At 50.9% G+C, this 26577-nt stretch carries 24 protein-coding genes; 13 read left to right on the top strand and 11 right to left on the bottom strand.

Going from position 1 to position 26577, the window contains the following annotated elements:
* Positions 1 to 19: 19 nt before the first annotated feature.
* The 4 genes from ccmE to MWU63_RS00520 all read right to left on the bottom strand — a co-directional run bounded on the left by ccmE (position 20) and on the right by MWU63_RS00520 (position 5942).
* On the bottom strand, positions 20 to 460 hold the full coding sequence (gene ccmE, locus MWU63_RS00535; RefSeq protein ID WP_247076683.1) for a cytochrome c maturation protein CcmE: 441 nt from the start codon (positions 458 to 460) through the stop codon (positions 20 to 22).
* A gap of 4 nt (positions 461 to 464) precedes the next feature.
* Positions 465 to 1493: an N-acetyl-gamma-glutamyl-phosphate reductase gene (gene argC / locus MWU63_RS00530; protein WP_213888103.1), complete on the bottom strand. Its 1029-nt coding sequence runs from the start codon at positions 1491 to 1493 to the stop codon at positions 465 to 467.
* Positions 1494 to 1578: 85 nt separating this feature from the next.
* The gene (locus MWU63_RS00525) at positions 1579 to 2391 is read right to left on the bottom strand and encodes an aspartate/glutamate racemase family protein (RefSeq protein WP_213888104.1); all 813 of its coding nucleotides are present in this window, start codon (positions 2389 to 2391) and stop codon (positions 1579 to 1581) included.
* A gap of 149 nt (positions 2392 to 2540) precedes the next feature.
* Positions 2541 to 5942, bottom strand: a complete 3402-nt coding sequence (locus tag MWU63_RS00520; protein WP_213888105.1) for an indolepyruvate ferredoxin oxidoreductase family protein — start codon at positions 5940 to 5942, stop codon at positions 2541 to 2543.
* A 157-nt stretch (positions 5943 to 6099) separates the two neighbouring features.
* Between MWU63_RS00520 and MWU63_RS00515 the strand changes: the two genes are divergently transcribed.
* The 6 genes from MWU63_RS00515 (at position 6100) to grxD (ending at position 10612) form a co-directional block, all read left to right on the top strand.
* Positions 6100 to 7017, top strand: a complete 918-nt coding sequence (locus MWU63_RS00515) for a LysR family transcriptional regulator (protein ID WP_213888106.1) — start codon at positions 6100 to 6102, stop codon at positions 7015 to 7017.
* Between the two features lie 253 nt (positions 7018 to 7270).
* On the top strand, positions 7271 to 9430 hold the full coding sequence (gene purL, locus MWU63_RS00510; protein ID WP_247076681.1) for a phosphoribosylformylglycinamidine synthase subunit PurL: 2160 nt from the start codon (positions 7271 to 7273) through the stop codon (positions 9428 to 9430).
* A gap of 59 nt (positions 9431 to 9489) precedes the next feature.
* Positions 9490 to 9732 (top strand): BolA family transcriptional regulator, encoded by a 243-nt coding sequence (locus tag MWU63_RS00505; RefSeq protein WP_213888108.1) that lies wholly within the window; start codon positions 9490 to 9492, stop codon positions 9730 to 9732.
* Positions 9729 to 9977, top strand: a complete 249-nt coding sequence (locus MWU63_RS00500; RefSeq protein ID WP_213888109.1) for a hypothetical protein — start codon at positions 9729 to 9731, stop codon at positions 9975 to 9977. Before MWU63_RS00505 ends, MWU63_RS00500 begins: the two co-directional genes overlap by 4 nt.
* Complete coding sequence (locus MWU63_RS00495) at positions 9974 to 10204, top strand: hypothetical protein (protein WP_213888110.1); 231 nt, start codon at positions 9974 to 9976, stop codon at positions 10202 to 10204. The genes MWU63_RS00500 and MWU63_RS00495 overlap by 4 nt, the downstream gene beginning before the upstream one ends.
* A gap of 45 nt (positions 10205 to 10249) precedes the next feature.
* On the top strand, positions 10250 to 10612 hold the full coding sequence (gene grxD / locus MWU63_RS00490) for a Grx4 family monothiol glutaredoxin (RefSeq protein ID WP_213888111.1): 363 nt from the start codon (positions 10250 to 10252) through the stop codon (positions 10610 to 10612).
* 106 nt (positions 10613 to 10718) lie between these two features.
* Here the strand turns inward: grxD and MWU63_RS00485 are convergent, their stop codons facing one another.
* Together MWU63_RS00485 and MWU63_RS00480 are read right to left on the bottom strand one after the other, a co-directional pair.
* Complete coding sequence (locus MWU63_RS00485) at positions 10719 to 11111, bottom strand: cell division protein ZapA (RefSeq protein WP_213888112.1); 393 nt, start codon at positions 11109 to 11111, stop codon at positions 10719 to 10721.
* Positions 11111 to 11593 (bottom strand): hypothetical protein, encoded by a 483-nt coding sequence (locus MWU63_RS00480; protein WP_213888113.1) that lies wholly within the window; start codon positions 11591 to 11593, stop codon positions 11111 to 11113. The genes MWU63_RS00485 and MWU63_RS00480 overlap by 1 nt, the downstream gene beginning before the upstream one ends.
* A 220-nt stretch (positions 11594 to 11813) precedes the next feature.
* Here MWU63_RS00480 and tkt point away from each other — a divergent pair, with 220 nt between their 5' ends.
* The 3 genes from tkt to gap (MWU63_RS00465) all read left to right on the top strand — a co-directional run bounded on the left by tkt (position 11814) and on the right by gap (MWU63_RS00465) (position 16424).
* Positions 11814 to 13829 carry a transketolase gene (tkt, locus tag MWU63_RS00475; RefSeq protein WP_213888114.1) on the top strand — a complete coding sequence of 672 codons (2016 nt, stop codon included), beginning with the start codon at positions 11814 to 11816 and terminating at the stop codon, positions 13827 to 13829.
* A gap of 305 nt (positions 13830 to 14134) precedes the next feature.
* The gene (gap, locus tag MWU63_RS00470) at positions 14135 to 15133 is read left to right on the top strand and encodes a type I glyceraldehyde-3-phosphate dehydrogenase (RefSeq protein WP_213888115.1); all 999 of its coding nucleotides are present in this window, start codon (positions 14135 to 14137) and stop codon (positions 15131 to 15133) included.
* Positions 15134 to 15422: 289 nt separating this feature from the next.
* Positions 15423 to 16424: a type I glyceraldehyde-3-phosphate dehydrogenase gene (gap, locus tag MWU63_RS00465; protein WP_213888116.1), complete on the top strand. Its 1002-nt coding sequence runs from the start codon at positions 15423 to 15425 to the stop codon at positions 16422 to 16424.
* 63 nt (positions 16425 to 16487) lie between these two features.
* On the opposite strand, the gene coaD is transcribed toward gap (MWU63_RS00465), so the two are convergent.
* The 3 genes from coaD to MWU63_RS00450 form a co-directional block, all read right to left on the bottom strand.
* Complete coding sequence (coaD, locus tag MWU63_RS00460) at positions 16488 to 16985, bottom strand: pantetheine-phosphate adenylyltransferase (protein ID WP_213888117.1); 498 nt, start codon at positions 16983 to 16985, stop codon at positions 16488 to 16490.
* Positions 16986 to 17073: 88 nt separating this feature from the next.
* A complete protein-coding gene (locus MWU63_RS00455) occupies positions 17074 to 17508 on the bottom strand; it encodes a CBS domain-containing protein (protein ID WP_213888118.1) in 435 nt (144 codons plus the stop codon).
* 57 nt (positions 17509 to 17565) lie between these two features.
* Complete coding sequence (locus MWU63_RS00450) at positions 17566 to 18441, bottom strand: LysR family transcriptional regulator (protein ID WP_247076679.1); 876 nt, start codon at positions 18439 to 18441, stop codon at positions 17566 to 17568.
* Between the two features lie 124 nt (positions 18442 to 18565).
* On the opposite strand from MWU63_RS00450, the gene MWU63_RS00445 reads away from it, so the two are divergent.
* From MWU63_RS00445 to MWU63_RS00430, 4 genes are all read left to right on the top strand, one after another.
* Positions 18566 to 20062 carry a CoA-acylating methylmalonate-semialdehyde dehydrogenase gene (locus MWU63_RS00445; RefSeq protein WP_213888120.1) on the top strand — a complete coding sequence of 499 codons (1497 nt, stop codon included), beginning with the start codon at positions 18566 to 18568 and terminating at the stop codon, positions 20060 to 20062.
* 391 nt (positions 20063 to 20453) lie between these two features.
* Positions 20454 to 22523 (top strand): ATP-binding protein, encoded by a 2070-nt coding sequence (locus MWU63_RS00440; RefSeq protein WP_247076677.1) that lies wholly within the window; start codon positions 20454 to 20456, stop codon positions 22521 to 22523.
* A 202-nt stretch (positions 22524 to 22725) separates the two neighbouring features.
* Positions 22726 to 24432 carry an ATP-binding protein gene (locus MWU63_RS00435; protein WP_213888122.1) on the top strand — a complete coding sequence of 569 codons (1707 nt, stop codon included), beginning with the start codon at positions 22726 to 22728 and terminating at the stop codon, positions 24430 to 24432.
* 99 nt (positions 24433 to 24531) lie between these two features.
* Positions 24532 to 24924: a response regulator gene (locus MWU63_RS00430; protein ID WP_343229445.1), complete on the top strand. Its 393-nt coding sequence runs from the start codon at positions 24532 to 24534 to the stop codon at positions 24922 to 24924.
* A 29-nt stretch (positions 24925 to 24953) separates the two neighbouring features.
* On the opposite strand, the gene MWU63_RS00425 is transcribed toward MWU63_RS00430, so the two are convergent.
* Positions 24954 to 25316 carry an Hpt domain-containing protein gene (locus MWU63_RS00425; RefSeq protein ID WP_213888123.1) on the bottom strand — a complete coding sequence of 121 codons (363 nt, stop codon included), beginning with the start codon at positions 25314 to 25316 and terminating at the stop codon, positions 24954 to 24956.
* Positions 25317 to 25332: 16 nt separating this feature from the next.
* Complete coding sequence (locus MWU63_RS00420) at positions 25333 to 26328, bottom strand: response regulator (protein WP_213888124.1); 996 nt, start codon at positions 26326 to 26328, stop codon at positions 25333 to 25335.
* Between the last annotated feature and the right edge of the window lie 249 nt (positions 26329 to 26577).

The following is a 26577-nucleotide window of genomic DNA, read 5'->3' as shown; positions in this document are numbered from 1 at the left end:
TCGCTGCGTTAGACTCCGTTTACTCCGGTTCCTGGTAAACGCCCTGCTCCTTCAGTGCATCAACAACTTCTTTTGGCATATAGGTTTCGTCGTGTTTCGCTAATATTTCAGCGGCTTCAAAGACACCATTCATGTATGTGCCGGTGCCAATCATACCCTGACCTTCCGAGAAAAGATCAGGCAACACACCCTTGTAAACCACGTCAACCGTTGCACCACCGTCGGTCACACGGAACCGGATGACTTCGCCCTGTCCGCGTTCAATCGAACCTTCTTCGACCAAGCCACCTAGGCGAAACACTTCGCTCTCAACCGGAGGCGTTTCGACCACCTGCGAAGGTGATCGGAAAAAATTTATTCCATCTCGCATTGCGTAACCGATCAGGGCAGTCGACAACGCCAGCGCCACGACCGCGACCAAAATAACCTGAATTCTGCGTGTTTTTTTAAGTGATTTCATATCTTTATGGGAAAACCGGGGCCAGCATTAACCCGGCGGTTTCATCCTCTCCAAGCATAAGGTTTGCGTTTTGAAGCGCCTGACCAGATGACCCTTTGGTCAGGTTGTCCAGTGCAGCTATGACAATCGTCCGCCCCGCAATACGGTCACCAACAACGCCGACGTGGCAGAAATTTGAACCCCGTACATGGCGTGTCGACGGATGTTCGCCGAATGGCAGCATTACGATAAAGGGCTCATTCTTATAAGCGTCTGCGAGCGTCTTGTGGATGACCTTCGGATCGCCTTTTACATAGACCGTCGCGACAATTCCCCGATTTGCAGGCAATAGATGTGGCGTAAACTGGACTTTGACAGGCCGTCCGGCCACTGCCGAAAACTCCTGATCAAATTCTGCCAGATGCCGATGCGCCCCACCCACTGCATAAGCATGCGCGCCTTCAGACAACTCGGCATGCAATAGGTTTTCCTTCAGTGACCTTCCCGCACCACTGACACCGGTCTTCAGATCAATAATAATCTCGTCGAGATCTATTATCCCGGCCGCAATCAATGGCCGCAGTGCAAACTGCCCGGTTGCCGCATTGCACCCGGTTCCGGCCACAAGGCGTGCCGCTGAAATGTCATCACGGTAAAACTCGGTCAGCCCGTAAACCGCTTCGCCCTGCAATTCAGGTGCGGAATGGGGTTTACCATACCATTTTTCGTATTCCGCCAGATCGCGCAGCCGAAAATCAGCGGACAGGTCAACAACCTTAATTTTACTTGGCAATTTTTTTATGACGGCCTGGCTCGTTGCATGCGGCAAAGCGCAAAACACGAGATCGACATGCGTAAAATCAATCTCGTCAATTTTGACAAGTTTAGGCAATGACAAGTGCCGTAGATGGGGAAAAACATCTCCCATTTGCATGCCCGCCTTACGATCAGCAGATAGCGCAGTAATTTCCATGCTGGGATGGGTTGCGATTAACCGGATCAGTTCTGCACCGGTGTAACCAGAAGCGCCAAGAATAGCGATTTTATGAGTCATGTCGGACTTTCGTGCGTTTTGTACAAAATGCATTTCTAAATTGCGCATTCTGTAGAGAATTAGGGATAAAAAGGCGGGTCCGCAATCACGCGGGTTGAAACGCGATTTTTCGTCGCAGGAATTGCGTGGCTTTGTTAGAAACACGCGCCGCATCCCCTGTGGTCAGAAAGGCGGACTCCTGCCCTTCCCCAAGCATCTTTGGGTGCCGTGTCAGATAATCTGCAAGGCTTTCCGCGACCAGATTTGCCTGGCTATAAACAGCGACATCCGGCCCCAATGCCTCTTGAAACGCGGCGTCCATAAGCGGGTAATGAGTGCAGCCCAAAATTGCGGCCTCGGGGTTTGGCATTCTGCGTTTCAGCGCCTCTACGTGGCTTCTGACCAGCGCTTCCGCCAAAATTTCATCACCTTCTTCAATGGCATCGACCAGCCCACCGCAGGGCTGTGCTTCGACATCAACACCAATCGCACGAAACGCAAGTTCACGCTGAAACGCACGGCTTGAAACGGTTGCTGGTGTTGCAAACAATGCGACGTGCTTCACCGCGACCTCACGTGGGGGCGAATTGTCACCCCACTGCCGCTCCGTCAGCGCTTCAATTAACGGGACGAAAACGCCCAGTACACGTTTATCTGTGGGGATCCAGCTTTCCTGCATCCGCCGCAACGCCGCCGCAGAGGCCGTATTGCAGGCCAAAACCACAAGGTCACACCCGGCATCCCACAGCCGTTGGACCCCGGCACAGGTCAATTCATAAACATCGTCGGCATCCCGCACCCCATAAGGTGCATGGGCATTATCTCCATAGTAAACAAACGGAACATCTGGCAGCCGTTTTGTCACAGCTTCCATCACGGTCAACCCGCCCAGACCAGAATCAAATATGCCGACCGCCATTTCAGCCTCGTGTTTGCGTCTTTCGGAGTTCAAACTTAATCACTCTGGGTCTGAGCCCGATTTAAGATAGCTCATACGTCGCTTTGCACAGGAAATCCACTGTGCCTTTTCTTCAATTGCATCTGAGGACGTTGGCAAATCAGATTGATCTACTCTGCTGCTTGTTCCATCGGGGCCCCACCTGCCCTGAACATTGCCAAAAGCTCTTCACGTCTTTTCGCAGCCTTCGCTTCATTTGCTACTTTGACCGGCCCAAAACCACGGATATCCAATGGTAGGCGCGCGCGCGCGATGGCAACTTCCAGAGTCTCTGAAGTCACTTTTTCCAGAATTTCTTTTATATCCGCCTCGTACTGGCGGATCAGGGCGCGTTCCATTTTTCTTTCTGCAGCATAACCGAAAGGGTCAAAAGGAGTTCCTCGAAGCCGCTTAAGGCGTGCCAAAACGCCGAAGACCCGCACCATCCAGCCCCCGAATTCGCGTTTTTTTGGCCGCCCGTTCGCACCCTTACCGCCAAATATTGGCGGTGCGAGATGGAACTGCGGTTTGAAATCGCCTTCAAATTCAGTCTTTGCTTTGGCTTCAGTTTCCAGCAGCAGACGCGCGACTTCGTATTCGTCCTTGTAGGCCAGTAATTTGTAATATCCTTCAGCCAAAGCTTCTTTCAGTGCTGGTTCGGACGCTCTTTCAACAAACTTGCGATACCGCCTTGCCAGCTGGGCAGACTGATACGCTATCAAATGATCCGCGCGAAAATTTATCTTTTCGTCCAGTGTTTTTGGAAGTTCAACAATATCGCTTTTGCCCAAGCTTGCCACCTCGTCAGGGGCGTGAGCGGCCCAGCGACCCAGTTCAAAGGCACGTTTATTGCCCTCAACCGCAGTGCCGTTCAACTCGATTGCGTCGAGTATTGCTTCATAGCTAAGTGGCACCAAGCCACGCTGCCACGCGGCACCAAGCATCATCATGTTTGAAAAGATCGAATCCCCCAGCAGGCGTTTTGCAATTTCAGACGCATCAAAGAGGTGCAGGTTTCCCTGCAGGCGCGCCTCCAGTGCAAGTTGCAACTGATCTGTCGGCAAGCGGAATTCTGTGTCTTTCGTGAAATCCCCCGTCATGATTTCGTGGCTGTTGACGACAGCGCCTGTGCGGCCGGTTTTCATCAAACCAAGTGTTTTTGCCCCGGCTGTGGTAACCAGATCGCCGCCAATGACCGCGTCTGCCTCACCGGTCGCAACCCGGATCGCGCTGATGTCTGCCGGGGTGTTGGCAAGCCTGCAATGGATGTGGACTGCCCCGCCTTTTTGCGCCAGACCGGCCATTTCCATCATCCCGGCACCCTTTCCGTCGATATGTGCCGCCATCGCCATGATTGCGCCGATCGTTACAACGCCCGTGCCGCCGACGCCTGTGATCACCACGTTATGTGTTTGCTCAATCTCGGGCAATTTTGGTAACGGCAGACTCGGAATCTCGAATTCTGCTGCTGCCTGTTTGCGCGGTTTGGCTCCCTCAAGCGTCACGAAAGACGGGCAAAACCCGTTTACGCAGGAAAAATCCTTGTTGCAGGACGATTGATCAATCGCCCGCTTACGGCCGAGTTCGGTTTCGACCGGAACAATTGACACGCAGTTTGATTGCACTCCGCAGTCCCCACAGCCTTCGCATACATCTGTGTTGATAAAGACGCGCTTATCCGGATCTGGAAACAGCCCACGTTTTCTGCGGCGGCGTTTTTCAGCAGCACAGGTTTGCACATAAAGGATGACGGATACACCTTTGACTTCGCGTAGCTTTTTCTGAACCTGCATCAACTCTTCGCGCGGGTGAATGCGTATGCCTTTTGGGAATGCCGCAAAATCAACATCCTCTTTCTCGTCATAGACCAATGCGATGTCTTTCGCACCCATTGCCATGACTTCGCGGGCAATTCTTTGGGCAGTCAGCCCACCTTCGTTGGTCTGGCCACCGGTCATTGCAACCGCGTCATTGAACAGGATTTTGTATGTAATGTTCGTGCCTGACGCCAAAGCTGCCCGGATCGCCATAATGCCTGAGTGATTGTAGGTACCGTCGCCCAAATTCTGAAACACATGTTCGCGTTTTGAAAATGGCGCTTCACCAACCCAATTCGCACCCTCGCCCCCCATCTGCGTGAAACCCACGGTGTCACGGTCCATCCATTGCACCATGTAGTGGCAGCCGATACCCGCATATGCACGGCTTCCGTCTGGCAGTTTGGTCGAAGAGTTGTGCGGACAACCTGAACAAAAATACGGCAAGCGCGAGGCGATTTCCTTGGCATTGTCGGCCTTTTTTGCATCGCTCAGCATTTCAAGACCGGCCTTAATTCGATCTGTCCCCCGGCCTTCCTCGACCAGTATTTTTCCGAGGTTTCCAGCGATCATGATCGGATCAAGCGCGAAACGCGTTGGGAACAGTTCCTCTCCCTCTTTGTGCCAGCCATAGACGCGCCGCCCTTGCCGGTCATCAAAGATCGCCTCTTTAACCTGCACTTCAATCAGTTTACGTTTTTCCTCTACCACAACAATCAGGTCGAGCCCCTCGGCCCAATCATGAAAACCGTCCATGTCCAGCGGCCAGACCTGCCCGACCTTGTATGTCGTAATACCCAGTCTTTCGGCCTCATTGGCATCCAGGCCCAGCAGATCAAGCGCATGAACCAGATCAAGCCAGTTTTTACCGGCTGCGACAAAACCTATTTTTGCGCCGGACTTACCCCAGACACGGTGATTTATTTTATTCGCTTTAGCAAAGGCTTCTGCAGCGAACCTCTTGTAATCAATCATCCGGGTTTCCTGGGCAACCGGTGTGTCAGCCAGCCGAATATTCAAACCACCATCGGGTGTTGAAAATTCTGGTATCACAAAATTCATTCTGTTTGGATTTCCATCAATGACGGCGGTCGCCTCGACAGTGTCTTTCATTGTCTTGAGTCCAACCCAAACACCTGCAAACCGGCTAAGCGCCCAGCCATAAAGCCCGTAGTCCAGGATTTCCTGCACTCCCGCAGGGGATACGATTGGCATATAGGCATCAACCATCGCCCAGTCAGACTGGTGCAATGTGGTTGAGCTTTCGCCGGTATGGTCGTCACCCATTGCCATCAGCACACCGCCGTTTGGTGATGTACCGGCCATATTCGCGTGACGCATCACATCGCCGGAACGGTCGACCCCCGGCCCTTTGCCGTACCAAAGCCCAAAAACGCCGTCATATTTGCCTTCGCCACGCAATTCGGCCTGCTGGCTTCCCCAGAGCGCAGTGGCTGCGAGGTCTTCGTTAAGGCCCGGCTCAAACCGAACGTCAGCCGCATCAAGAACCTTTTTGGCCTTGCTCATCTGCTGATCAACTGCTCCTAAAGGGGAGCCACGATATCCGGTGACATAACCAGCAGTCTTTAACCCTGCGGCCGCATCCCGTGCTTTTTGAGTCAAAACCAGACGAACCAATGCCTGTGTCCCATTTAGCAACACGGGCGATTTATTCAGATCAAAGCGGTCCTTAAGACTTACATTTTGGCGACCCATCGCGCACCTCCATCGGATATATTCTAACACGGATAATAGGTCATAATTAGTGACCTACAAAGCGAATTTTGTTTCGATTTTGGTGTTTTGGCGCTAAAAGTCGCAGTTTGAAACTCTGGCCAACATTTTGGCCGATTTTGTATATGGTTCGGAAAGTATGGATTGGGATAAGCTAAGAATATTTCACGCGGTAGCAGACGCAGGCAGCCTAACCCATGCTGGTGAGGCTCTTCATCTGTCTCAATCTGCGGTTAGCCGGCAGATTCGTGCTCTGGAAGAAAGCCTGAACGCTACTCTTTTCCATCGCCACGCCCGTGGGCTGATTCTTACCGAGCAAGGTGAACTCCTGTTTGATGCGACCAATGCCATGAACAAACGGCTTGACGCAGCGGCCGCGCGCATTCGCGACAGCGAAGAAGAAGTGTTTGGCGAGTTGCGTGTCACGACCACCACCGGATTTGGCTTGCTCTGGCTCGCGCCGCGCCTGCCCCATCTTTACAGAAAGTACCCCGAACTCAAAATCGACCTTATGCTTGAGGAAAAGGTGCTCGATCTGCCGATGCGTGAAGCAGACGTTGCGATCCGGATGAAAGAACCAAGTCAGGCTGACCTCGTTCGCAAACGTCTGATGACGGTAAAAATGAAACTCTATGCCTCCAAAGAATATCTGGAGAAAACTGGCGTTCCTGAAAAACTAGAGGATCTGCACGCGCACCGACTGCTTTGTCAAAGCACGACAAGCGCTCAGGTTTCCGCTGGCTCAAGCTTTGTTCAGCGTCTTTTGACTTATGATATTCCATCGCTCTTAACTGTGAATAACTACTTCGGCGTTCTTCAAGGGGTATTGCATCATCTTGGTATCGGCGTTTTGCCGGACTATGTGATTGAAGATTTTCCAGCACTTATTCCAGTACTGCCCGAAATCGAATCAAACGAGATTCCAGTCTATCTGGCCTACCCGGAAGAACTGCGCCAATCACAGCGCATTGCTGCGTTTCGTGACTTTGTTCAGGATGAAATTATCACCTATCGCAAGAACCAACGAAAAATCGCTGAAAACGCCGCTATGCAATAGGCGCATAGCGGCATTGCTGCTGTGCGGCATTTTTTCCCTTGAAAGAAACACACTCCGCCCATAAATCAAGCATCGAAGTCGGTGATTGAGCATTCTCTCATCACTTCAACCTCCCTGTTGGACTTCGGCCGAGCTTTTAGCTCGGCCTTTTTTTTCGCCCTTACAAAACCCCTGTGCTTCTTTGGCTCTTTCCCCGTCAGGCGCATTCCCTTATGAGATGCGCCATCCAATGCCGTTAGGGGACAACCTTTTCATGCAAGAGCCAGCCATCACCAAAGACCTGATCGCCGCACATGGTCTGAAACCGGATGAATACGAGCGGCTTCTAAAAACAATCGGACGAGAACCAAGTTTTACAGAACTTGGTATTTTCTCTGCCATGTGGAACGAGCACTGTTCCTACAAGTCATCAAAGAAATGGCTGCGCACCCTGCCTACGACTGGCCCACAAGTTATTTGCGGTCCTGGCGAAAATGCCGGAATTGTTGATATTGGTGACGGGCAATGCGTGGTGTTCAAAATGGAAAGCCACAACCACCCTTCATATATTGAGCCCTACCAGGGGGCTGCTACCGGAGTTGGCGGCATTCTGCGTGATGTCTTTACCATGGGCGCAAGACCAATCGCGGCAATGAATTCCCTTTCATTCGGAGAATTATCGCATCCGAAAACACGGCAACTGGTGAATGGTGTTGTTGCGGGCATCGGTGGATACGGTAACTGTTTTGGCGTTCCCACGGTTGGGGGTGAAGTGCGTTTTGATGCCGCTTACAATGGCAACTGTCTGGTCAACGCCTTTGCTGCAGGCCTCGCTGATACGGATAAGATTTTTTACTCTGCTGCGTCCGGCGTTGGAATGCCGGTTGTTTATCTTGGAGCTAAAACCGGGCGTGATGGCGTTGGTGGCGCCACAATGGCCTCTGCCGAATTTGATGACACGATTGAGGAAAAGCGCCCAACCGTTCAGGTGGGAGACCCGTTCACCGAAAAACGCCTGATGGAAGCAACACTGGAACTTATGGCGACGGGAGCCGTGATTTCCATTCAGGACATGGGCGCAGCTGGTCTTACGTGTTCCGCCGTGGAAATGGGTGACAAAGGCAATCTTGGCGTTCGGCTTGATCTGGAAAAAGTACCAACGCGCGAGCCAAACATGACCGCCTATGAGATGATGTTGTCAGAATCTCAGGAACGGATGCTGATGGTTCTGAAGCCAGAACTTGAGGCCGAAGCAAAAGCCGTGTTCGACAAATGGGACCTTGATTTTGCGATTGTCGGCGAAACTATCGCCGAAGACCGGTTTGTCGTGATGCTGAACAACGAAGTCAAAGCAGACCTGCCGCTTAAGGCCCTGTCCGGAACAGCGCCCGAATATGACCGCCCATGGGTCGAAACGCCGCGCGCAGCCCCGCTGGACGATGTGCCCGAGATTGACCCGATTGACGGGCTTCGCGCGCTGCTCGCTTCGCCAAACTATGCCGCGAAAAACTGGGTGTTTGAACAGTATGACACAATGGTCATGGCCGACACGATAAAATTGCCGGGGCTTGGCGCAGGTGTAATCCGTGTTCACGGAACCCGCAAAGCGCTGGCTTTCACCTCTGACGTGACGCCACGCTATGTTATGGCCAATCCGACGGAAGGCGGCAAACAAGCCGTGGCCGAAGCCTACCGTAACCTGACAGCGGTTGGCGCAAAGCCTTTGGCGACGACGGACAACATGAACTTTGGTAATCCGGAAAAACCGGAAATCATGGGCCAGTTCGTGGGCGCGATTAAAGGTATTGGTGAAGCAGTCAGCGCACTTGATATGCCGATCGTATCCGGAAACGTCAGCCTCTACAACGAAACGGATGGAACTGGCATCTTGCCGACACCAACGATCGGTGCCGTGGGCCTGATTGATGATATTGATCACATCATCGCAGGCGAAGCGCGGGAAGGTCACGTTGCGCTGCTTGTTGGCAAAACCAAAGGCCACCTTGGACAATCCGCACTGCTTGCCGAGGTCTTCCACCGCAAAGACGGAGACGCACCGCACGTTGATCTGGATGCCGAGAAACGTAACGGTGATTTCATCCGCGACAATCGCCATTACATCAAAGCTTGCACTGACCTTTCCGATGGCGGCCTGATTGTTGCAGCCTTTGAAATGGCCGAGACGGCAGGCGTTGGTGTTTCTCTGGATGCTGCTGATACGGCAAAGTTGTTTGGTGAAGATCAGGCGCGCTATCTGGTTGCCTGCAACTTTGATCAGGCCGAAGCATTGATCACCGAAGCAGGAAAAACAGGCGTACACGTAGAGGCCGTTGGCCGGTTTGGTGGCCACAATGTCTCTATTGACGGCACCTCTGCGCCGCTTTCAGAATTGTCAGGAATTTATCGGTCTGCTTTCGCAAGCGCAGTCGCCTGACCTTGCAAGGGCGCGATTGCATCTCTACATCTTGAGGCAGAACACAAAGGACACGACACATGGCCATGCAAGCTCAGGAAATCGAAGACCTGATACGCGTTAGCTTTCCAGACGCCAAGATCACAATCACTGATCTTGCCGGCGACGGGAATCACTATGCCGCCGAGGTTATCGACGAAAGCTTCCGTGGCCAAAACCGCGTGCAGCAGCAACGCGCTGTCTATGCAGCGCTGAAGGGTAAAATGGATGGGGCGAATGGCGAGTTGCATGCACTTGCGCTGACGACGAAAGCGCCAGAGTGAGTACCTTTTGGATCATATTCCTTGGACTTGGAGCAGCCGTAGTTGCGACGTTTATCTACGCACTTACACGACCTAAATCAGGATTGGCGCGGCGCGGAACAAAGTCCGGTCAAGGTGATATTATCGCAGAAGGCGGGGGTTCTGCTACCTTCGAAGGTGGACAACAACACATCACACATGTGACCCGCGATCCGCAAAAATACGCAGAGGCGTTTGCTCCTAAGACACCAAGGACTAAGAAATGAGTTGGGGTTGGTTCTTTATTGTTCTGATCCTGATGGTTGCAGCGGCAGCGCTCTACGAAATCTGGGCAAAACGGGGAATCTACCGCCCCCTGTCCCGCCACCACGTAGACACACCGCCTGCTAGCAAACGACTTGGAACAGGATCTGTTGATCTGAGCATTGCAGAACCTATCTCGAAAGATGATGACACGCACAAAAACCCAAAAAACCGCCGTAATCGCAATTAGGGCGCGACTTACACACCAAACACCCCGACGACATCGGAGAAGAACATGACAGACACAAACACGCAAATCAAAGAAACCGTTACAGATAACGAAGTTGTCCTTTTCATGAAGGGCACAAAATCAATGCCGCAATGCGGGTTCTCAAGCCGCGTTGCGGGCGTTCTGAATTTCATGGGTGTTGAGTTTGCCGATGTGAATGTTCTGGCAGACGAAGCGCTCCGCCAGGGTATCAAGGATTATTCTGACTGGCCGACCGTTCCGCAGCTCTATGTTAAGGGCGAATTCGTCGGCGGTTGCGACATCGTGACAGAAATGACCCTGTCGGGCGAATTGGACGCGCTTTTCGCTAAAGAAGGTATCACCTTCAACAAGGAAGCGGCAGAAAAGATCCGCGAAGCCAACGCCTGATTGCGCAAAAATCTGAAAAGAACAAAGCCCGCCTTCCCGGCGGGCTTTTCTATTGGATCATTCCCGCTTTGTCGCAGGCAACGCGTTCAGAGCAATCAACGGAAGATCAGCCAACTCTTTCCTCTGCCTGTTCAGCAAGCGCTTCTGCACGCGCAGCAATTTCTGCGAGCGTATCCACTACGTTGGGCGGAATAACCGCAACCTCTACTCGTTCGGGTTCTGGTTCAGGTCTATTGCGCAGTTCCTCAAGCAAGATATCCTGGGTTTCCAGTTTTTCTTTCAGGCTTCTGAGCTGTTCTTCAACACCTGCTGTTTTGTCAGCGAGCATAAGCCCCGCCATCAATAGCATACGGGATTCTGGCAACCGGCCAATCTGATCGGTCAAAACCGATGCTTCAGTATCCAAAAGCTTGGCTGCCGATTGAAGGAAATGCTCTTCGCCTTCCTGACAGGCCACCTCAAAATTACGACCCCCAATGGAAACATTTACATCTGGCATTACGCGTCCTCCCCGACAAAGGGTTTCAACTCGTTCAGAACTGCATCCATTTCTGCGCGGTCGCTGCTTTGTGTCGCGCGCAGCGCCTCAAGCTCGGCCATCATAGCTTTGTTGATGAGATGCGAATCCCCGACACCTTCCTGATTTGCGTCACGAAGCTTTTGGTTTGACTCACGCATCTGGGCGTTTGCCTGCTTCATTTGCTGCAAACCGGTGGTTTGGGCGGCGAGCTCTTCTGTTAACTGACTGTTGCTCGTCTCAAGCTCTGCAATCTTGGCTTCCAGCTTTTCATGTACTGTACGCAACCGTTCCTGCAATTGGGCATTCGCTGTTTTTTCAGCCTCAAGCTCTTCACTCAGACGTGCCACTTCTTCGGTGTCATCTGTCGTGCCAGGCTCTGACTGGTCAATCGCCTCAACGCTTTGTCCGATCCTGTCCAGCGCCGCAGTGATACGGCGTTCGAGATCTGCTATGTCGCTCATACTGCCAATCCCCTTTTTATTCTTTGTGCCGTTTGTACGAAACGGATGCAACCGGGATGGCTCCCGAATCGCACATGCGGCCTGTCTGATTAGATTTTAGCCAAGGAAGTTGTGAATTTCGCCCCTAAATCACCCTTAGCCGTAGTTGCCTAGCTTGAACTTCGTGGGAACACTGCTAAGAAACGAGCGCAATCTCGCTCTAGCCAAAGGATAGCGCACCGTGGATATCTCCGCCCTTCGCGACAAACACCCTTCTCATTGGATGAAAGCTGCCGCAATCCGCGCGCTGACATTGGACGCCATTGCCGCCGCCAACTCGGGCCATTCAGGAATGCCGATGGGCATGGCCGACGTGGCCACTGTTCTGTTTGAAAAGCATCTGAAGTTCGACGCATCCGCGCCAAACTGGCCCGACCGTGACAGGTTCATCCTGTCAGCAGGGCATGGTTCGATGCTGCTCTATTCGCTGCTGCATCTGACCGGCTATTCCGACATGACGCTGGAAGAAATCAAAAACTTCCGCCAATGGGGCGCACGCACTGCTGGCCACCCGGAATACGGCCACGCATCAGGTATTGAGACCACAACTGGCCCGTTAGGCCAAGGCATAACCAACGCCGTTGGATTCGCTATGGCAGAAGAAATCCAGCGCGCGCGTTTCGGCAAGAAAATCGTAGACCACCATACTTATGTCATCGTTGGCGACGGTTGTCTGATGGAAGGTGTGAGCCAGGAAGCGATCGGCCTAGCTGGACGACACGAACTTTCTAAGCTGATTGTGCTTTGGGACAATAACAACATCACCATCGACGGCACCGTGGACATCGCGGACCGTACAAATCAGCTGAAACGCTTCGCCGCGTCTGGCTGGTCTATCCATGAGTGTGACGGCCATGATCCTGATGCGATTGACCGCGCCCTGACCGACGCAAAGAAAACTGGCAAACCTGCCCTGGTTGCCTGCAAGACCCATATCGCACTTGGGTCCGCCGCACAGGACACATCAAAAGGGCACGGCGCACTGACCGACCCAAAAGTTGTCGCTGACGCTAAAGCCGCCTATGGCTGGACCGCTGGTACATTTGAAGTCCCCGCAGATATCAAATCTCAGTGGGAAACCATCGGCAGCCGCGGCGGTGCAGCACGCGCTGAATGGGAGGCGCGTTTCGCCTCTGTTTCGCAAAATAAGCAAAATGAATTCAACCGCGCCTACGCGCTGGATGTGCCGAACAAACTGTCAGCGGCGATCAAAGCGCTCAAAAAGAAGATTTCTGAAGAACAGCCAAAGGTCGCTACGCGGAAATCTAGTGAACTGGCCCTGGGCGTGATCAACCCAATCATGGGCGAAACTGTTGGCGGATCGGCCGACCTGACCGGGTCCAACAACACGAAAACCGCCGATCTTGGGGTTTTCCTTCCTGAAAATCGTGCAGGTCGTTATCTGCACTGGGGAATCCGTGAACATGGGATGGCCTCGGCAATGAACGGGATGGTGCTGCACGGTGGTATCCGCGCCTACGGCGGCACCTTCATGTGCTTTACAGACTACGCCCGCCCGGCAATGCGTCTGGCTGCGCTGATGAAAATTCCAACCGTTTTTGTTATGACCCACGATTCTATCGGTCTTGGCGAAGACGGACCAACCCACCAGCCGGTTGAACATCTGGCAATTTCACGCGCGACACCGAACACCTATGTATTCCGCCCTGCTGACACCATAGAAACAGCAGAAGCATGGGAAGTCGCAATCAGCACAAAAACAACGCCGTCTGTCCTTGCTCTGTCTCGCCAGAACCTGCCAACCGTTCGGACAGAGCATAAAACCAAGAACCTGACCTCTCAGGGCGCTTATGTTCTTGCTGATGCCGAGGGTAAGCGTCAGGCGATCATCATGGCGACCGGCTCTGAGGTGGAAATCGCGTTGAACGCGCGTGACCTGCTACAAGCCGAAGGTATTGGCACCCGCGTCGTCTCTATGCCCTGCATGGAGCTGTTTGAGGCGCAGGAAGAACGCTATCGCAAACGCGTGCTTCCCGGTGGTCCCGTACGTGTTGCTGTCGAAGCGGGTGTCCAAATGGGCTGGGACAAGTGGCTGACAGGAGAACGCGGTAAAAACAACAAAGCCGGATTCGTAGGTATGGACAGTTTCGGCGCTTCCGCCCCTGCAGAGGTGCTGTACGAAAAATTCGGCATCACAGCAGAAGCCGTGGCCGAAAAAGTTAAGTCACTTCTCTGACGTTAATCAGTTCAATCGACAGTACGGCACGCGCCAAAATCGCGTGCCGTACTTGTTTCTAGCGAAGTGAGTCGTTCCGGGGCTGGCGCACTGTTATTTCAGAAACATTCCTTTTTCTCGTCGCGTTTTGGTTCCATTCCATCCGAAGCGGTATCGCTAACAGGTGACCCATCCGCATAGGTTTGCGCTAACAGTCTGTTACACAACGGATTTTCCCTTGGCGCGCCTCTTTCGCGCGTCTATATCAGACGCAACTTCTGGCCCGCGCACCAATGTTTTGCGCGACTGAATAAGGAGAGCGTGCTTTGACTGTCACCGTAGGTATCAATGGATTTGGCCGGATTGGCCGTTCAACCCTGGCTCATATTGCCGAAAGCGCGCGCAACGATGTTCAGGTTGTCAAAGTGAATGCCACCGGCCCGCTTGAAACTGCGGCGCACCTGATGCGCTACGACTCTGTACATGGGCGCTTTCCAAACGAGATTAAAACCGACGAAGGCATGCTTGATGTTGGGCGTGGCCCAATCAAGATGTTTTCCACCTATGATCTGAACGAGCTTGACTGGACGGGTGTCGATGTTGTGCTGGAATGCACAGGCAACTTTAACGATGGTAAAAAATCGGCCGCACATATCGAGCGCGGCGCCAAGAAAGTCCTGATCTCGGCCCCTGCTAAAAATGTCGATAAAACCGTTGTCTTTGGCGTAAACCACCGTGATCTGCTTGCCGAACACACCATAGTTTCAAATGGATCCTGCACAACGAACTGTCTCGCACCATTGGCTAAGGTACTGCATGAAGCGATCGGTATCGAACGCGGTATCATGACCACAATCCACAGCTATACCGGTGATCAACCCACGCTGGACCGACGCCACAAAGACCTTTATCGCGCACGCGCTGCTGCGATGGCAATAATTCCGACATCAACTGGTGCAGCCGCTGCACTTGGCGAGGTCCTGCCAGCCCTGAAAGGTAAGCTTGACGGGACAGCAATGCGGGTGCCGACACCGAATGTATCCGCCGTTGATCTGACCTTTGAGGCAAGCAAAGACGTCACCGTTGACGATGTGAACGAAGTCATGCGTGAAGCTGCGGAGGGTCATATGCGATCTGTCCTGTCATATGATCCGGAACCCAAGGTCTCTATTGACTTCAACCACACTCCCCATTCCTGTATCTTCGCACCGGAACAAACCAAAGTGATCGGTGGGCGCACCGTTCGTGTTTTGGCTTGGTACGATAATGAATGGGGCTTTTCTGTCCGCATGGCAGACGTAGCAGCGGCAATGGGGCGCCTCTAAAAAGAGGAGACGGGGGCAATATCTGTCTCCAAAAATGCCTATGACTAATTCTATAGCCTTGGTTTTGGGTTTCCTGATAATCGCGCTTTTTGTCGTTGATTACTTTTTCCTCCATTGGGGCATCCCGCTTTTTGTCGGCAAAAAATTCGCTGAACTTTCTGAATTTGTAGCATTCTGGCGATAAGCCGCTCATTTTGCGGTTGACCTTCTGAATTAAATACACATGTTAGCGATAACATTTTCAGGTAGCGCACGGAACTGCGGTGCCAACAAGAAAAGGGATCGCGTCATGTCAGTTAAAGTAGCAATCAATGGTTTTGGGCGAATTGGCCGGAACATTCTTCGCGCAATTGTTGAATCCGGCCGTACTGACATCGAAGTTGTCGCAATCAATGACCTTGGACCGGTCGAAACCAATGCACATCTTTTACAGTACGACTCGGTCCACGGCCGTTTCCCAGTCAAAGTTAAAACAACAGACGGCTCCATTGACGTTGGATATGGCCCAATCAAAGTCACAGCGTTGCGAAACCCGGCAGACTTGCCTTGGGGGCATATTGATATCGTTCTGGAATGCACAGGCCTATTTAGCGACAAAGACGATGCGGTGGTCCATCTCAAGAATGGCGCAAGCCGGGTGCTGGTATCCACCACATCAAAGGGTTCCGATAAAACAATCGTTTATGGCGTGAATCACAACACCCTGAACGGCGATGACGAGATCGTATCAAACGCGTCCTGCACCACGAACTGCCTTGCTCCAGTCGCGAAAGTTCTTCACGAAGCCTTTGGTATCAAACGCGGGTTCATGACAACGGTGCACAGCTATACCGGTGACCAACCCGTTCTGGATACGATGCACCGCGATCTTTATCGTGCGCGCGCGGCCGGGCTTTCAATGATACCAACGACCACGGGGGCTGCACGCGCGGTCGGGTTGGTCCTGCCCGAACTCGACGGAAAACTTGATGGCGTCGCAATCCGTGTGCCGACACCAAATGTGTCCGCAGTAGACTTTACCTTTGATGCGGGACGAGACGTGACACCCGATCAAATCAATGAAGCGATGCGCAATGCCGCTGCAGGGCCGCTCAAGGGTGTGTTGGATATTACCGATCACAAGCTTGTATCAATGGATTTTAACCATAACGCGCACTCATCTATTTTTGCGACAGATCAAACCCGGGTTTTGGACGGCAATATGGTGCGCGTTCTCGCGTGGTACGACAATGAATGGGGCTTTTCCAACCGTATGGCAGACACTGCTGTTGAGATGGGAAAATATCTCTAACCTGAAAAGCATCCTACAAAATGGAACGATATTTCCACTTTTCCTTTTCAAAACAGCATTCTGTTAGCCATTGTTAAACTTTGACTTCAATGCCAGATTCACCTCGGGCGGAACGAATTTCGAAACATCACCATCAAGACGGGCAATCTCTTTGACCAGTTTCGATGCAATCGCCTGATGGCGCGCTTCTGCCATTAGAAAAACTGTTTCTACGGTGTTATCCAGTGCACGGTTCATGCCCACCATCTGGTATTCATATTCAAAATCAGCGACAGCGCGCAGGCCACGAATGATGATTTGCGCACCAACGTCATGAGCGCAATCAATCAGAAGGTTTTCAAAAGGGTGCGCAACAATCTCAATTCCCGTTGTCTTCATCAACTCGGCGCATTCCGCTTCAATCATCACCACACGCTCTTCAAGCGTAAACAAAGGCCCTTTATCACGATTAATGGCAATACCAATCACCAGGCGGTCAACCAAAGCCGCCGCGCGCCGAATGATATCCAGATGGCCAAGTGTGACCGGATCAAACGTTCCAGGATAAAGACCGATACGCATAGTGGCGCCCCTTTATTGCTCGCCGCACGCAACAATATTGCGAACAGGATTGCAAGAGCATTCGGCAACGCAGCAAAAACGTTGTAAATCAGTGACCCATAATCATGCCCTGAAGCGCTTCCTTCTCCATTGCAAGTTCTGCTAATTGCGCTTTGACCACATCGCCGATCGAAATTACTCCGATCATTTTGCCGCCTTCCAAAACAGGCATATGGCGGAACCGGCCTTCGGTCATCATCTGCAAAATCGCATCCACCTTGTCACCGGGTGCGCAAGTTACGATATCGCGGGTCATCAAGTCGTCCACCTTGTCAGACATGCAGCTCGGCCCTCTTTTGCCCAACTCTCGCACTATATCTCGCTCTGAAAGAATGCCTTCGGCTTTGTTGCCATCTTTGGACACCACGACCGTCCCGATCTTTCGCTCTGACAGAATGGTTGCAGCATCGGACACTTTTGAACCCGGTTCGATAGAAACTACGTCCTGTCCGGTTTTGGATTTGAGTATCTGATGAACAAGCATTCGTAACCTCCTGATGCAAAAATTCTTACCTCAGCGTCGCCGCGCATTTGTGATCTGTCAAGTAAGCGCTTCTAATCGCGTCACTTCGCGCCGAATCCCCTGCCCTAAAAGGTCTGCAAAACGGTTTAATCGCTCTACCCGGCGGTCATCAGCGTGGCGCACAAGGTAAAAAGATCGCGTTAAACTTATCTGGTCTGTCAATATTTTCCGTATTCCCGTGGTCGAGGGAATCGCAAAATCATGCACAATCGCCACCCCTGCGCCTTGCCGAACGAAGTTGAACTGGACCGAGAATGAGTTTGAGGTGAGCGTCGCAGTGTTCGTCTTCAACTCGCCCAGATAATCCAGTTCCTTGTCAAAAATCATATCCGAAATATACCCGATGACACGGTGATTTTTCAGGTCAGCCACAGCGTTGATTGGTGGGTGCGTCCCAAGATAGCTTTCCGAGGCAGCAAGATGTAAGCGATAGTCTGAGACTTTCTGAACAAGCAGCCGACCGGCTGTTGGAGGTGACACCGTAACGGCCATATCCGCTTCGCGTTTTGACAGGTTAAACACCCTTGGCAACGCAACGATCTGCACCTCAAGCCCCGGATTATCATCACAAATTTCAGCACACACCTGGGGCAACAGGTAGTTCGCGCTGCCGTCAGGCGCCCCGATGCGGATGCTACCGGTCAATTGCCCCGCCTGCCCGCGTAAATCCTCGACCGCCATTGTCAGGCTTTGCTCGGCGCGCGCAGCGTGGTGTTGCAGCCGCTCCCCATCTTCGGTCAACCGATAGCCTTGCGGCGACTTCGCAAAAAGGGTTGCGCCAAGATCTTCTTCCAATCTTGCAACACGCCGACCAACAGTTGCAGGATCGACTTTAAGGGCGGCTCCTGCACGCGAAAGGCTTTCTGTTCGCGCCACCGCCAGAAAAATTCGCATGTCATCCCAGTGTAGTTTCACCGCCATACCAACAAATTTGCAAAACGCTTTTGTAAAACTACCTCTTTTCCTTACAAAATTGCAAGCCTATCCTCAACTGAAATTTAAAAAGGAGGAGGGCTCCATGGAACTTTCGCATTGGATTAATGGTAAACACGTTAAAGGCACGTCAGGACGTTTTGCTGATGTTTTCAACCCGGCCACTGGCGAAGTACAGGCAAAGGTGCCGCTTGCATCCAAAGCTGAACTTGATGCCGCCGTCGCTGATGCAGCCAAAGCACAAGTCGGCTGGGCCGCCCAGAACCCGCAAAAACGCGCACGCGTCATGATGGCACTGGTACAACTCATCAATCGCGACATGGACAAGCTTGCCGAGGCACTAAGCCGCGAACACGGGAAAACCTTTGTCGACGCCAAGGGTGACGTTCAGCGTGGCCTCGAAGTAATTGAATACTGCATTGGTGCGCCTCAAATGCTGAAAGGCGAATTCACTGACAGTGCTGGTCCTGGCATCGATATGTATTCGATGAAACAGGCATTGGGTGTTGTCGCCGGTATAACGCCCTTCAACTTTCCTGCAATGATCCCTCTCTGGAAAATGGGCCCTGCCCTGTCCTGCGGCAACTCAATGATCCTGAAACCATCAGAGCGTGACCCTTCAGTTCCGCTTATGCTGGCAGAACTCTGTAAAGAAGCTGGACTGCCAGATGGTGTGCTGCAGGTTGTGAATGGTGACAAAGAAGTTGTTGACGCGATTCTTGACAACGAAACCATCCAGGCTGTCGGTTTTGTGGGCTCAACCCCAATCGCGCAGTACATCTATTCGCGCAGCACGGCGAACGGCAAGCGTTGCCAGTGTTTCGGTGGCGCGAAAAACCACATGATCATCATGCCGGACGCTGACCTTGATCAGGCGGCGGATGCACTGTTGGGTGCTGGTTATGGGGCCGCAGGCGAACGCTGCATGGCCATTTCAGTGGCGGTCCCGGTTGGTGATGAAACGGCTGACAAGCTGATCGCAAAACTGGTTCCACGCGTCGAAGCGCTCAAAGTTGGCCCATATACCGCTGGCGATGATGTGGACTACGGCCCTGTCGTGACGGCTGCCGCCAAAGAAAACATTCTGCGCCTCGTTGAGACCGGTGTTGATCAGGGTGCGACACTTGTCGTCGACGGTCGTAACTTCAACCTGCAAGGCTATGAAGATGGCTTTTTTGTTGGACCGCATCTTTTCGACAACGTGACAACTGACATGGATATCTACCAACAAGAGATTTTTGGACCTGTCCTGTCCACTGTCCGTGCTAAAACTTACGAAGAAGCAATCGGTTACGCCATGGATAACCAATATGGCAATGGTACAGCAATTTTCACCCGCGATGGTGATACGGCACGTGATTTTGCGAACCGGATCAACGTCGGCATGGTCGGCGTTAACGTTCCGATTCCTGTCCCTCTTGCCTATCACACGTTTGGTGGATGGAAAAAATCCGGTTTTGGTGATCTGAACCAACATGGCCCGGATGCGTTCAAGTTTTACACCCGTACGAAAACAGTGACCTCTCGCTGGCCATCGGGCATTAAAGAAGGCGGCGAATTCTCTATTCCCGTTATGGAGTAATCGCAGAAATTGCTTTATACAAATCTATAGCTGCAAAATTCGGCAATTGGTCAAGGCCCGGTACGCACTGCGTGTCGGGCTTTTTCTTCCATTCGCCCTTGCAAGGCTAGATTAAAATTTGCGGATTTATGTGAGCCAATTCTGCGAAACTTAAATCTATATAGTACAAAATTTCTGCAACTTAGCGGGGCATGACAGGCGAAATTCACAGATCTTCGTAACATCTTTTGCCAACTCAATTGTGGCAAAGAAAGGCGGAAAAAACAAAACGGTCATAAAATAACCTCAGGAGGGGTAAAATTAAGACTGTTTCCCCGATTTATATTTTAATGCTAGCGTAGTTCGAAACAATCGCTCTACAACCCAGAGGCGGGTATCGGCAAAGGGAAGAATGAAGAGTTCACTGGGATCATTTTTGCGAAAACGGGGGCATCTACTGCTCTATTTTGTTGTTTGTTGTCTGATCCTTTCTTTTGGCTTTGCGCTTGACAGGTTGAATGCCAAAAATGCCGTTGTTGATCTTCGAATTTCTCTTATCGAAAAAGGCGCGACACTGCGCGCTCAGCTTGAGCGTGAGCTTATCGGAAAGATATTGATGTCGCGCGGGCTTGTCGTCGCAGTTATTACGAACCCCGGCATTTCTCAATCACAGTTTTCTGAAATTGCCGAACAACTTAAGCGTAACAATCCGGATATTATTAACATTGCTGCAGCACCGGATATGGTCGTCAAACTTGTATATCCCTATGCCGAGAATTCTGCGGTAATCGGGTTTGACTACCGTAGTTCCGAAGCACAATTAACCAGTGTGGAAATGGCCCAGGAAACAGGGATGCCAATTGTCTCAGGTCCGGTCAACCTCATACAGGGTGGAACGGGTTTTATCATACGGACACCGGTATTCATTTCTGATGAGGAAAGTGACTCTGAATCTTTTTGGGGGATTGTTTCCATCGTTGTAGACGATACCCTCTTTTACAAAAACGCCGGCTTGCTTGACGGTATCGCAACAGCAAACATTGCCTTGCGGGGCCATGATGGTAAAGGCGCACAAGGGGCTGTTATTTTTGGAGATGAAGCTACGTTTTCAACCGACCCGGTCATCCTTCCTGTCGCGCTTCCTTATGGGTCTTGGCAACTTGCTTTGGCACCCAAGGGTGGCTGGCCTCTTCACGCGGACAACTATCTGAAAACCTGGCGCGACGTCATTTTGTTTGGCTCTTTGTTTTTATTTCTGTTGGTCGCTTTGCGGAATTTTTGGGTGCGCAAGGAAGAAGCAGAGCAACAGTTGGTTCAGGCAATTGAATCAATTGATGACGGATTCGCCCTTTATGATGAGCAAGACAGATTTGTAATGTGCAACTCAAAATATCGCCAGATCTATGCAAAAACTGCCGACATGTTCAGACCCGGTGTTCCGTTTGAAGACATTATCCGGGAAGGTGTCAGGCGCGGGCAATATTCTGATGCGATTGGAAATGAAACAGAGTGGATACGAAAAAGGTTAGAAGATCACAGGGCCGCCAGCTCGGTCGTCGTTCAACAAGTTGAAAACGAGCGTTGGCTGAAAATTTCAGAACGTAAAACACCTAACGGAAGTACCGTTGGGTTCCGGGTTGATATTTCGGAACTCATGCTCGCCAGAAATTCTGCAGAACGAGCGAATAATGAAAAAACGAACTTTATTAATAATATCAGCCACGAACTGAGAACCCCGTTAACAGTTATACTCGGATATAATTCCTTTTTGGCAAAGCCCGAGTTCCTGCCATCTCACAAAATACTAAGCGCGGCTCTGGAAAATTCGCGATCTAAAAAAGATGATTTGAAACAAGCTATTAAAGGCTTTCTTGATGATGTCGTAAATTACGCTGGCCAAATGAACACCGCTGGCCAGCATCTTCTTGCTCTGATCAATGACATTTTGGATATCTCGAAAATCGAAGAAGGTAAGATGGAACTCAATCGACAACGGATTGATGTTGATACGATCGTTAAATCCGTTGCAGAGCAGTTCAAACATCATTCCGGTGCGAAGAAAATCGAAATTTTCAGAGAGACCCACAATGAATTCGTACTAGCAGATGAAACAAGGCTGCGGCAGACGCTCATTAATCTGGTTGGAAATGCTATCAAATTTACGGACCGAGGGTTTGTAAAAATTTACACAAAGGCCAAGGGTGACTTTGTCCATTTTTACGTTGAAGATACCGGTGTCGGCATAACCGAGAAAGATCAAAAAACTTTGTTCCAACGTTTCAGCCAGATCGACTCTTCAGTCACAAGATCTTTTGGAGGCACGGGCTTGGGGCTTTCGATCTGCAAATTCCTGGTCGAAATACACGGCGGTGAGATCAGTGTAGTAAGTACATATGGCGTGGGCAGCACGTTCAGTTTTTCTATTCCGTCCTGGACCGAGATCGGCGAAAAAGGCGTTGCCGAAGAAGCGTTGCAAGGCTGATTGGTTTGGATTTTTTCTAAAACCTTATTTCTAAAGGTTTTGCCAGCCAACATGATCAAATTAAATAAGACGTTTGCCCAAAGAAAATCACAATTGGGTCAAAAAATAATACGACTTCCCACCTGATAGTACATCAAAGGTTTTGAACATAACCGAATGCGGGTTTTGAAACATTCGGCTAAACGCGACGATGGGAAAAAAAATGTTACAGAGCATCAGGCGAAATCAGATAGCAATTGGGGTCTTAATGCTCGCTATTGGTGTTGCGTTTGGAATTTATTCGCTAGGCTTTGGGAGCGTTCTTGTCGCAGCAGAAACCTGGAGTTTCTACAGCGGCCAGCTTCCAATAGGAACGGCTGCGCTTCTTGGTTTGTTGCTGGGGTCCTTGGTACTTGCCCTGACCCGCCGGGGAAAAATTGCAAAACTTCAATCGCTGGTAATGGATAAACAGGCTCGGGAAATTTATTTTCAGGATCGCGCACTGAACGCACATGCGATCGTCAGCATCACGGATCCGGATTCAAAAATCCTGAGCGTGAACGACAACTTCCTTAAAACGTTTGAATACGAACGCGATGAAATAATTGGCCAAACGCACGAACTTATCCACCCAAGCCCCTATAGCGGCGCGGTTTCGGTGTTCAACGATATTTTTGAAGCCGTCAAACAAAACAAAGTTTGGAGCGGCGAGCATAAAGCTATCACGAAAACAGGCAAAACGCTGTTCATGCAATGCACTGTTGTACCGCTTCATGACGAAGATGGTAATCACGTTAAAAATGTCTCCATGCGAACGGACGTAACAGAAACACGCCTTGCTGAGGCAGATCGTTATCTGACATCTATGTTGGATAAGCTTCAGGACGAAGTGTACATCTACAACACCGACGATCTTCGGATCTCTTACATGAACGAAACGGCGCTGAACCGGTGTGAGTGGACACTTAAACTCGCGCGCACAAAACGCATTACGCACACAGCGTCTAACTTTGAAGAAGGTTTGTTCCGCAAACATGTCGAGCCCCTTTTCAATGGAGAAAAGGAATCTGTTGTTATCGAAACCTTGCACGACAAGGGGTTTGTGGAAATCAACACACGTCTTTATGTCGGCCCTGACGATGTTCCAGTTTTTGTTTCGGTCCTTCGCGACATCACCGAGCGTAAGGAAGTAGACCGCGCCAGAATGGAATCTGTTTCAGTCGTTAGCCATGAGTTGCGGACGCCACTTACATCAATCAAGGGTGCGTTACGCCTTTTGCAGTCTGGTGCCGCCGGTGTGCTTGAGCCAGGCGCCGCCGCAATTGTCGATGTCGCGGACCGGAACAGCGAACGGTTGCTGAAGGTTGTCAACGACATCCTTGATTTCGAAAAAATTCGCGCCGGTAAAATGGATATCAACAAGCGTCCGGTTAAGCTTTCGGACTTCATTATGGACGCCACCACTATGAACAAAGGTTATGGTGACGAGCATCAGGTTAAATTCGTTGCAACCGGGATTGAGAACGACGCCTTCGTATCTGGTGACTCTGACCGCTTGATGCAGGTGATTTCAAACCTCATGTCGAATGCTGTGAAGTACTCGCCCAAGAATGGAACGGTTGTAGTCAATCTCAAAGACACGGGCCGCAAATGGCGCATCTCTGTCAGTGACAATGGCCCAGGAATTCCAGAGTCGGCACGCGCATCAATGTTTGATAGCTTTGTACAATCAGACCCGGTTGATGGCATCATTCGTAAAGGCACAGGTCTTGGCCTTCCGATCGCGAAAGAAATTGTTGAGCGTCATGCAGGCAAAATCGACTTTGAGAGCACAGTTGGAGAAGGTTCAACATTCTATTTTGAACTGCCAAAAATCGAGAGCCCCGAGTTGGAGAATCCGAAGGATCGTGCTCAGCTTGCCGCAGAGTAACTTTTCGCGCCCGAACCCTCTGGATATGACAACTTAGCTTGCGTTGAGCCTCGCTGGTATTTAGTCTCTAACCAGCAATGTTATAGGAGAGTCTCGTACATGGCCGAGTTGCAAAAAATACTTCATGTCGATGATGATGATGATATTCGGATCATCGCGAAAATGGCTTTGGAGGTCGTAGGCAACTTAAATGTCGAACAATGCAGCTCTGGTATGGATGCACTTGAAATTGCACCACAATACAAGCCCGATCTGTTTCTGCTGGATGTTATGATGCCTGTCATGGGCGGTGAAGAAACCTGGCAAAAACTTCGCAATATTCCTGGTATGGAAAACGTGCCGGCAATATTTATGACCGCAAAAGCTCAGGACGCTGCGACAGGGGCACTGATCGAACTTGGTGCAATTGCTGTCATTACAAAACCGTTTGACCCAATGGAACTTTGCAGCCAGATCAGGTCAGCCTGGGACCGACATCAAAATAGTGGCTGATTACGTTAGAGCCTAAATCTTACTATGCTTCAGGCACGGTTTCCGGAACTCAAAGAAACCAGATGATCCAGCATCTCTTCCACCTGTGAGATCAGCGGACTAATCGTGTTCTCTGAAAGGGTGCCGGCAAGCGCCTTACCAAAATCAGTTTCTATCCTGGAGGTCATCAGACCAAGATCAGCAAAGCCGAGCGTTCGTGCGACGCCACTGATCTTATGAGCATTTGCACTGATTTGTTTCAGCGCATCTTCCGTATCTTCGCCTGTTTCGATCTGCGCAAGAAGATCATCAAAAAGCGCGATACGATCATCGATGTTAAGAAGAAACTTCTCTCGAATATTCGTAATCGCGCGGTCAAGCTGCTGTCGCTTATCGGCCTCGAAACTATCCATTATTCGCACTTCACTGTTAGCCAGCTTTCATAAAGCCTTTTTTAGTTTTGCTAACAGAAACACCTGCAGCTTCCAATTGCAAGGCGCGGCGTTTGTCTTCGGCAGATATCAGTGCGGATTCCATAAGCTGAGTCGCGTTACCAGAAGACCAGAGTGAAGACGTAACCGGCTCCCCCATCGCAATCGTTATCTCGCAAGGCGCCCCGGAGTCATATGCAATTTCCATCTCTTCAATGCTGAGTTGGATTGCTATTTCAAGATCCGGAGAAATAGCCCTGCTTCCCCTATCGGCGACGCAGACGAATTTGCCACTCCCACAGTAAGTCAACAGATAGTTAGACTGCTTCAAACTGTCTGCTATCGCGTCTGCAACATCTGTAAGGGTGTAAAGCATTTCTGTTGGTGAAGACCGTGAAAAAATTGTTTCGATCTCAACAATGGCAAAACCAATCGCGATTGACTGATAGACTTTACCTCGAGAGAGCTGGAGAAGATAATTTTCCATTGCAAGCTTGCCGATCATACCCGGGACATCTTCGATCGTAATCGCGTCCCCAATTGAAAAGCGCAGGGCGTCTTCGACCTTGGCTTTCAACGACTGAACAGCGAAGACATTGTTTGTTGAAACGCGGGTTTCGCGAACGAGGTTTTCTGCCATTCGAACACGTGCGCTCAGCTCTAACGTGTCAAATGGTTTTGTGACGTAGTCGGTTGCGCCTGCCGAGAAGGCTGCATCAACAAAGGACCGATCTGACATCGCAGTGATCATAATGATTGGAGACGTCTTGTAGCTCGCCATTCTTCGGATGCGCTGGCATAATTCGATGCCGTCCATCTCAGGCATTTGAATGTCTAAAAGGAAGTAATCAAAGGGTCGTGTTGCGGCGTCGATTTCTTCAAGTGCTGACAGCCCGGAGGTTGCAACGGTGATATCGCTGTAGCCGACGGACTTCAGAGATTCGGTTAACAGCTCCAGAGCAATTTCGTCATCATCAACTGCAAGAATCTTCATTGGACACTCCGCAAACTCATATATTGTTCATCAAAATAGTGCTACAAGAACCACTTAAATACACTTCGCCTACCCACACCCGAAGGTGCTCAATTTCCCCTGTTCTTTCTCCTTAAGATTGTGCCTTATAATTGGGGCAACAATTAGTCGTTTTTTTTGTAATTATTAGAAAATCGGAAACAAATGTACAATTTGTTGTTTTTTAGCCTACTTTTTCGCGCTTAAGTTGTGTTAGTTTACGTTACGGAA

The sequence above is a fragment of the Pseudohalocynthiibacter sp. F2068 genome, from assembly GCF_023015645.1.
GTDB classification, from domain to species: domain Bacteria; phylum Pseudomonadota; class Alphaproteobacteria; order Rhodobacterales; family Rhodobacteraceae; genus Pseudohalocynthiibacter; species Pseudohalocynthiibacter aestuariivivens.
Note: the sequence above shows the minus strand (reverse complement) of the source record. Positions and strands in the feature narration are given on the sequence as shown.

Coding starts and splice junctions, on each gene's coding strand:
- ccmE (WP_247076683.1), bottom strand. CDS start 460: ATGAAATCACTTAAAAAAACACGCAGAATTCAGGTTATTTTGGTCGCG.
- argC (WP_213888103.1), bottom strand. CDS start 1,493: ATGACTCATAAAATCGCTATTCTTGGCGCTTCTGGTTACACCGGTGCA.
- MWU63_RS00525 (WP_213888104.1), bottom strand. CDS start 2,391: ATGGCGGTCGGCATATTTGATTCTGGTCTGGGCGGGTTGACCGTGATG.
- MWU63_RS00520 (WP_213888105.1), bottom strand. CDS start 5,942: ATGGGTCGCCAAAATGTAAGTCTTAAGGACCGCTTTGATCTGAATAAA.
- MWU63_RS00515 (WP_213888106.1), top strand. CDS start 6,100: ATGGATTGGGATAAGCTAAGAATATTTCACGCGGTAGCAGACGCAGGC.
- purL (WP_247076681.1), top strand. CDS start 7,271: ATGCAAGAGCCAGCCATCACCAAAGACCTGATCGCCGCACATGGTCTG.
- MWU63_RS00505 (WP_213888108.1), top strand. CDS start 9,490: ATGGCCATGCAAGCTCAGGAAATCGAAGACCTGATACGCGTTAGCTTT.
- MWU63_RS00495 (WP_213888110.1), top strand. CDS start 9,974: ATGAGTTGGGGTTGGTTCTTTATTGTTCTGATCCTGATGGTTGCAGCG.
- grxD (WP_213888111.1), top strand. CDS start 10,250: ATGACAGACACAAACACGCAAATCAAAGAAACCGTTACAGATAACGAA.
- MWU63_RS00485 (WP_213888112.1), bottom strand. CDS start 11,111: ATGCCAGATGTAAATGTTTCCATTGGGGGTCGTAATTTTGAGGTGGCC.
- MWU63_RS00480 (WP_213888113.1), bottom strand. CDS start 11,593: ATGAGCGACATAGCAGATCTCGAACGCCGTATCACTGCGGCGCTGGAC.
- gap (WP_213888116.1), top strand. CDS start 15,423: ATGTCAGTTAAAGTAGCAATCAATGGTTTTGGGCGAATTGGCCGGAAC.
- coaD (WP_213888117.1), bottom strand. CDS start 16,985: ATGCGTATCGGTCTTTATCCTGGAACGTTTGATCCGGTCACACTTGGC.
- MWU63_RS00455 (WP_213888118.1), bottom strand. CDS start 17,508: ATGCTTGTTCATCAGATACTCAAATCCAAAACCGGACAGGACGTAGTT.
- MWU63_RS00450 (WP_247076679.1), bottom strand. CDS start 18,441: ATGCGAATTTTTCTGGCGGTGGCGCGAACAGAAAGCCTTTCGCGTGCA.
- MWU63_RS00445 (WP_213888120.1), top strand. CDS start 18,566: ATGGAACTTTCGCATTGGATTAATGGTAAACACGTTAAAGGCACGTCA.
- MWU63_RS00440 (WP_247076677.1), top strand. CDS start 20,454: ATGAAGAGTTCACTGGGATCATTTTTGCGAAAACGGGGGCATCTACTG.
- MWU63_RS00435 (WP_213888122.1), top strand. CDS start 22,726: ATGTTACAGAGCATCAGGCGAAATCAGATAGCAATTGGGGTCTTAATG.
- MWU63_RS00430 (WP_343229445.1), top strand. CDS start 24,532: ATGGCCGAGTTGCAAAAAATACTTCATGTCGATGATGATGATGATATT.
- MWU63_RS00425 (WP_213888123.1), bottom strand. CDS start 25,316: ATGGATAGTTTCGAGGCCGATAAGCGACAGCAGCTTGACCGCGCGATT.
- MWU63_RS00420 (WP_213888124.1), bottom strand. CDS start 26,328: ATGAAGATTCTTGCAGTTGATGATGACGAAATTGCTCTGGAGCTGTTA.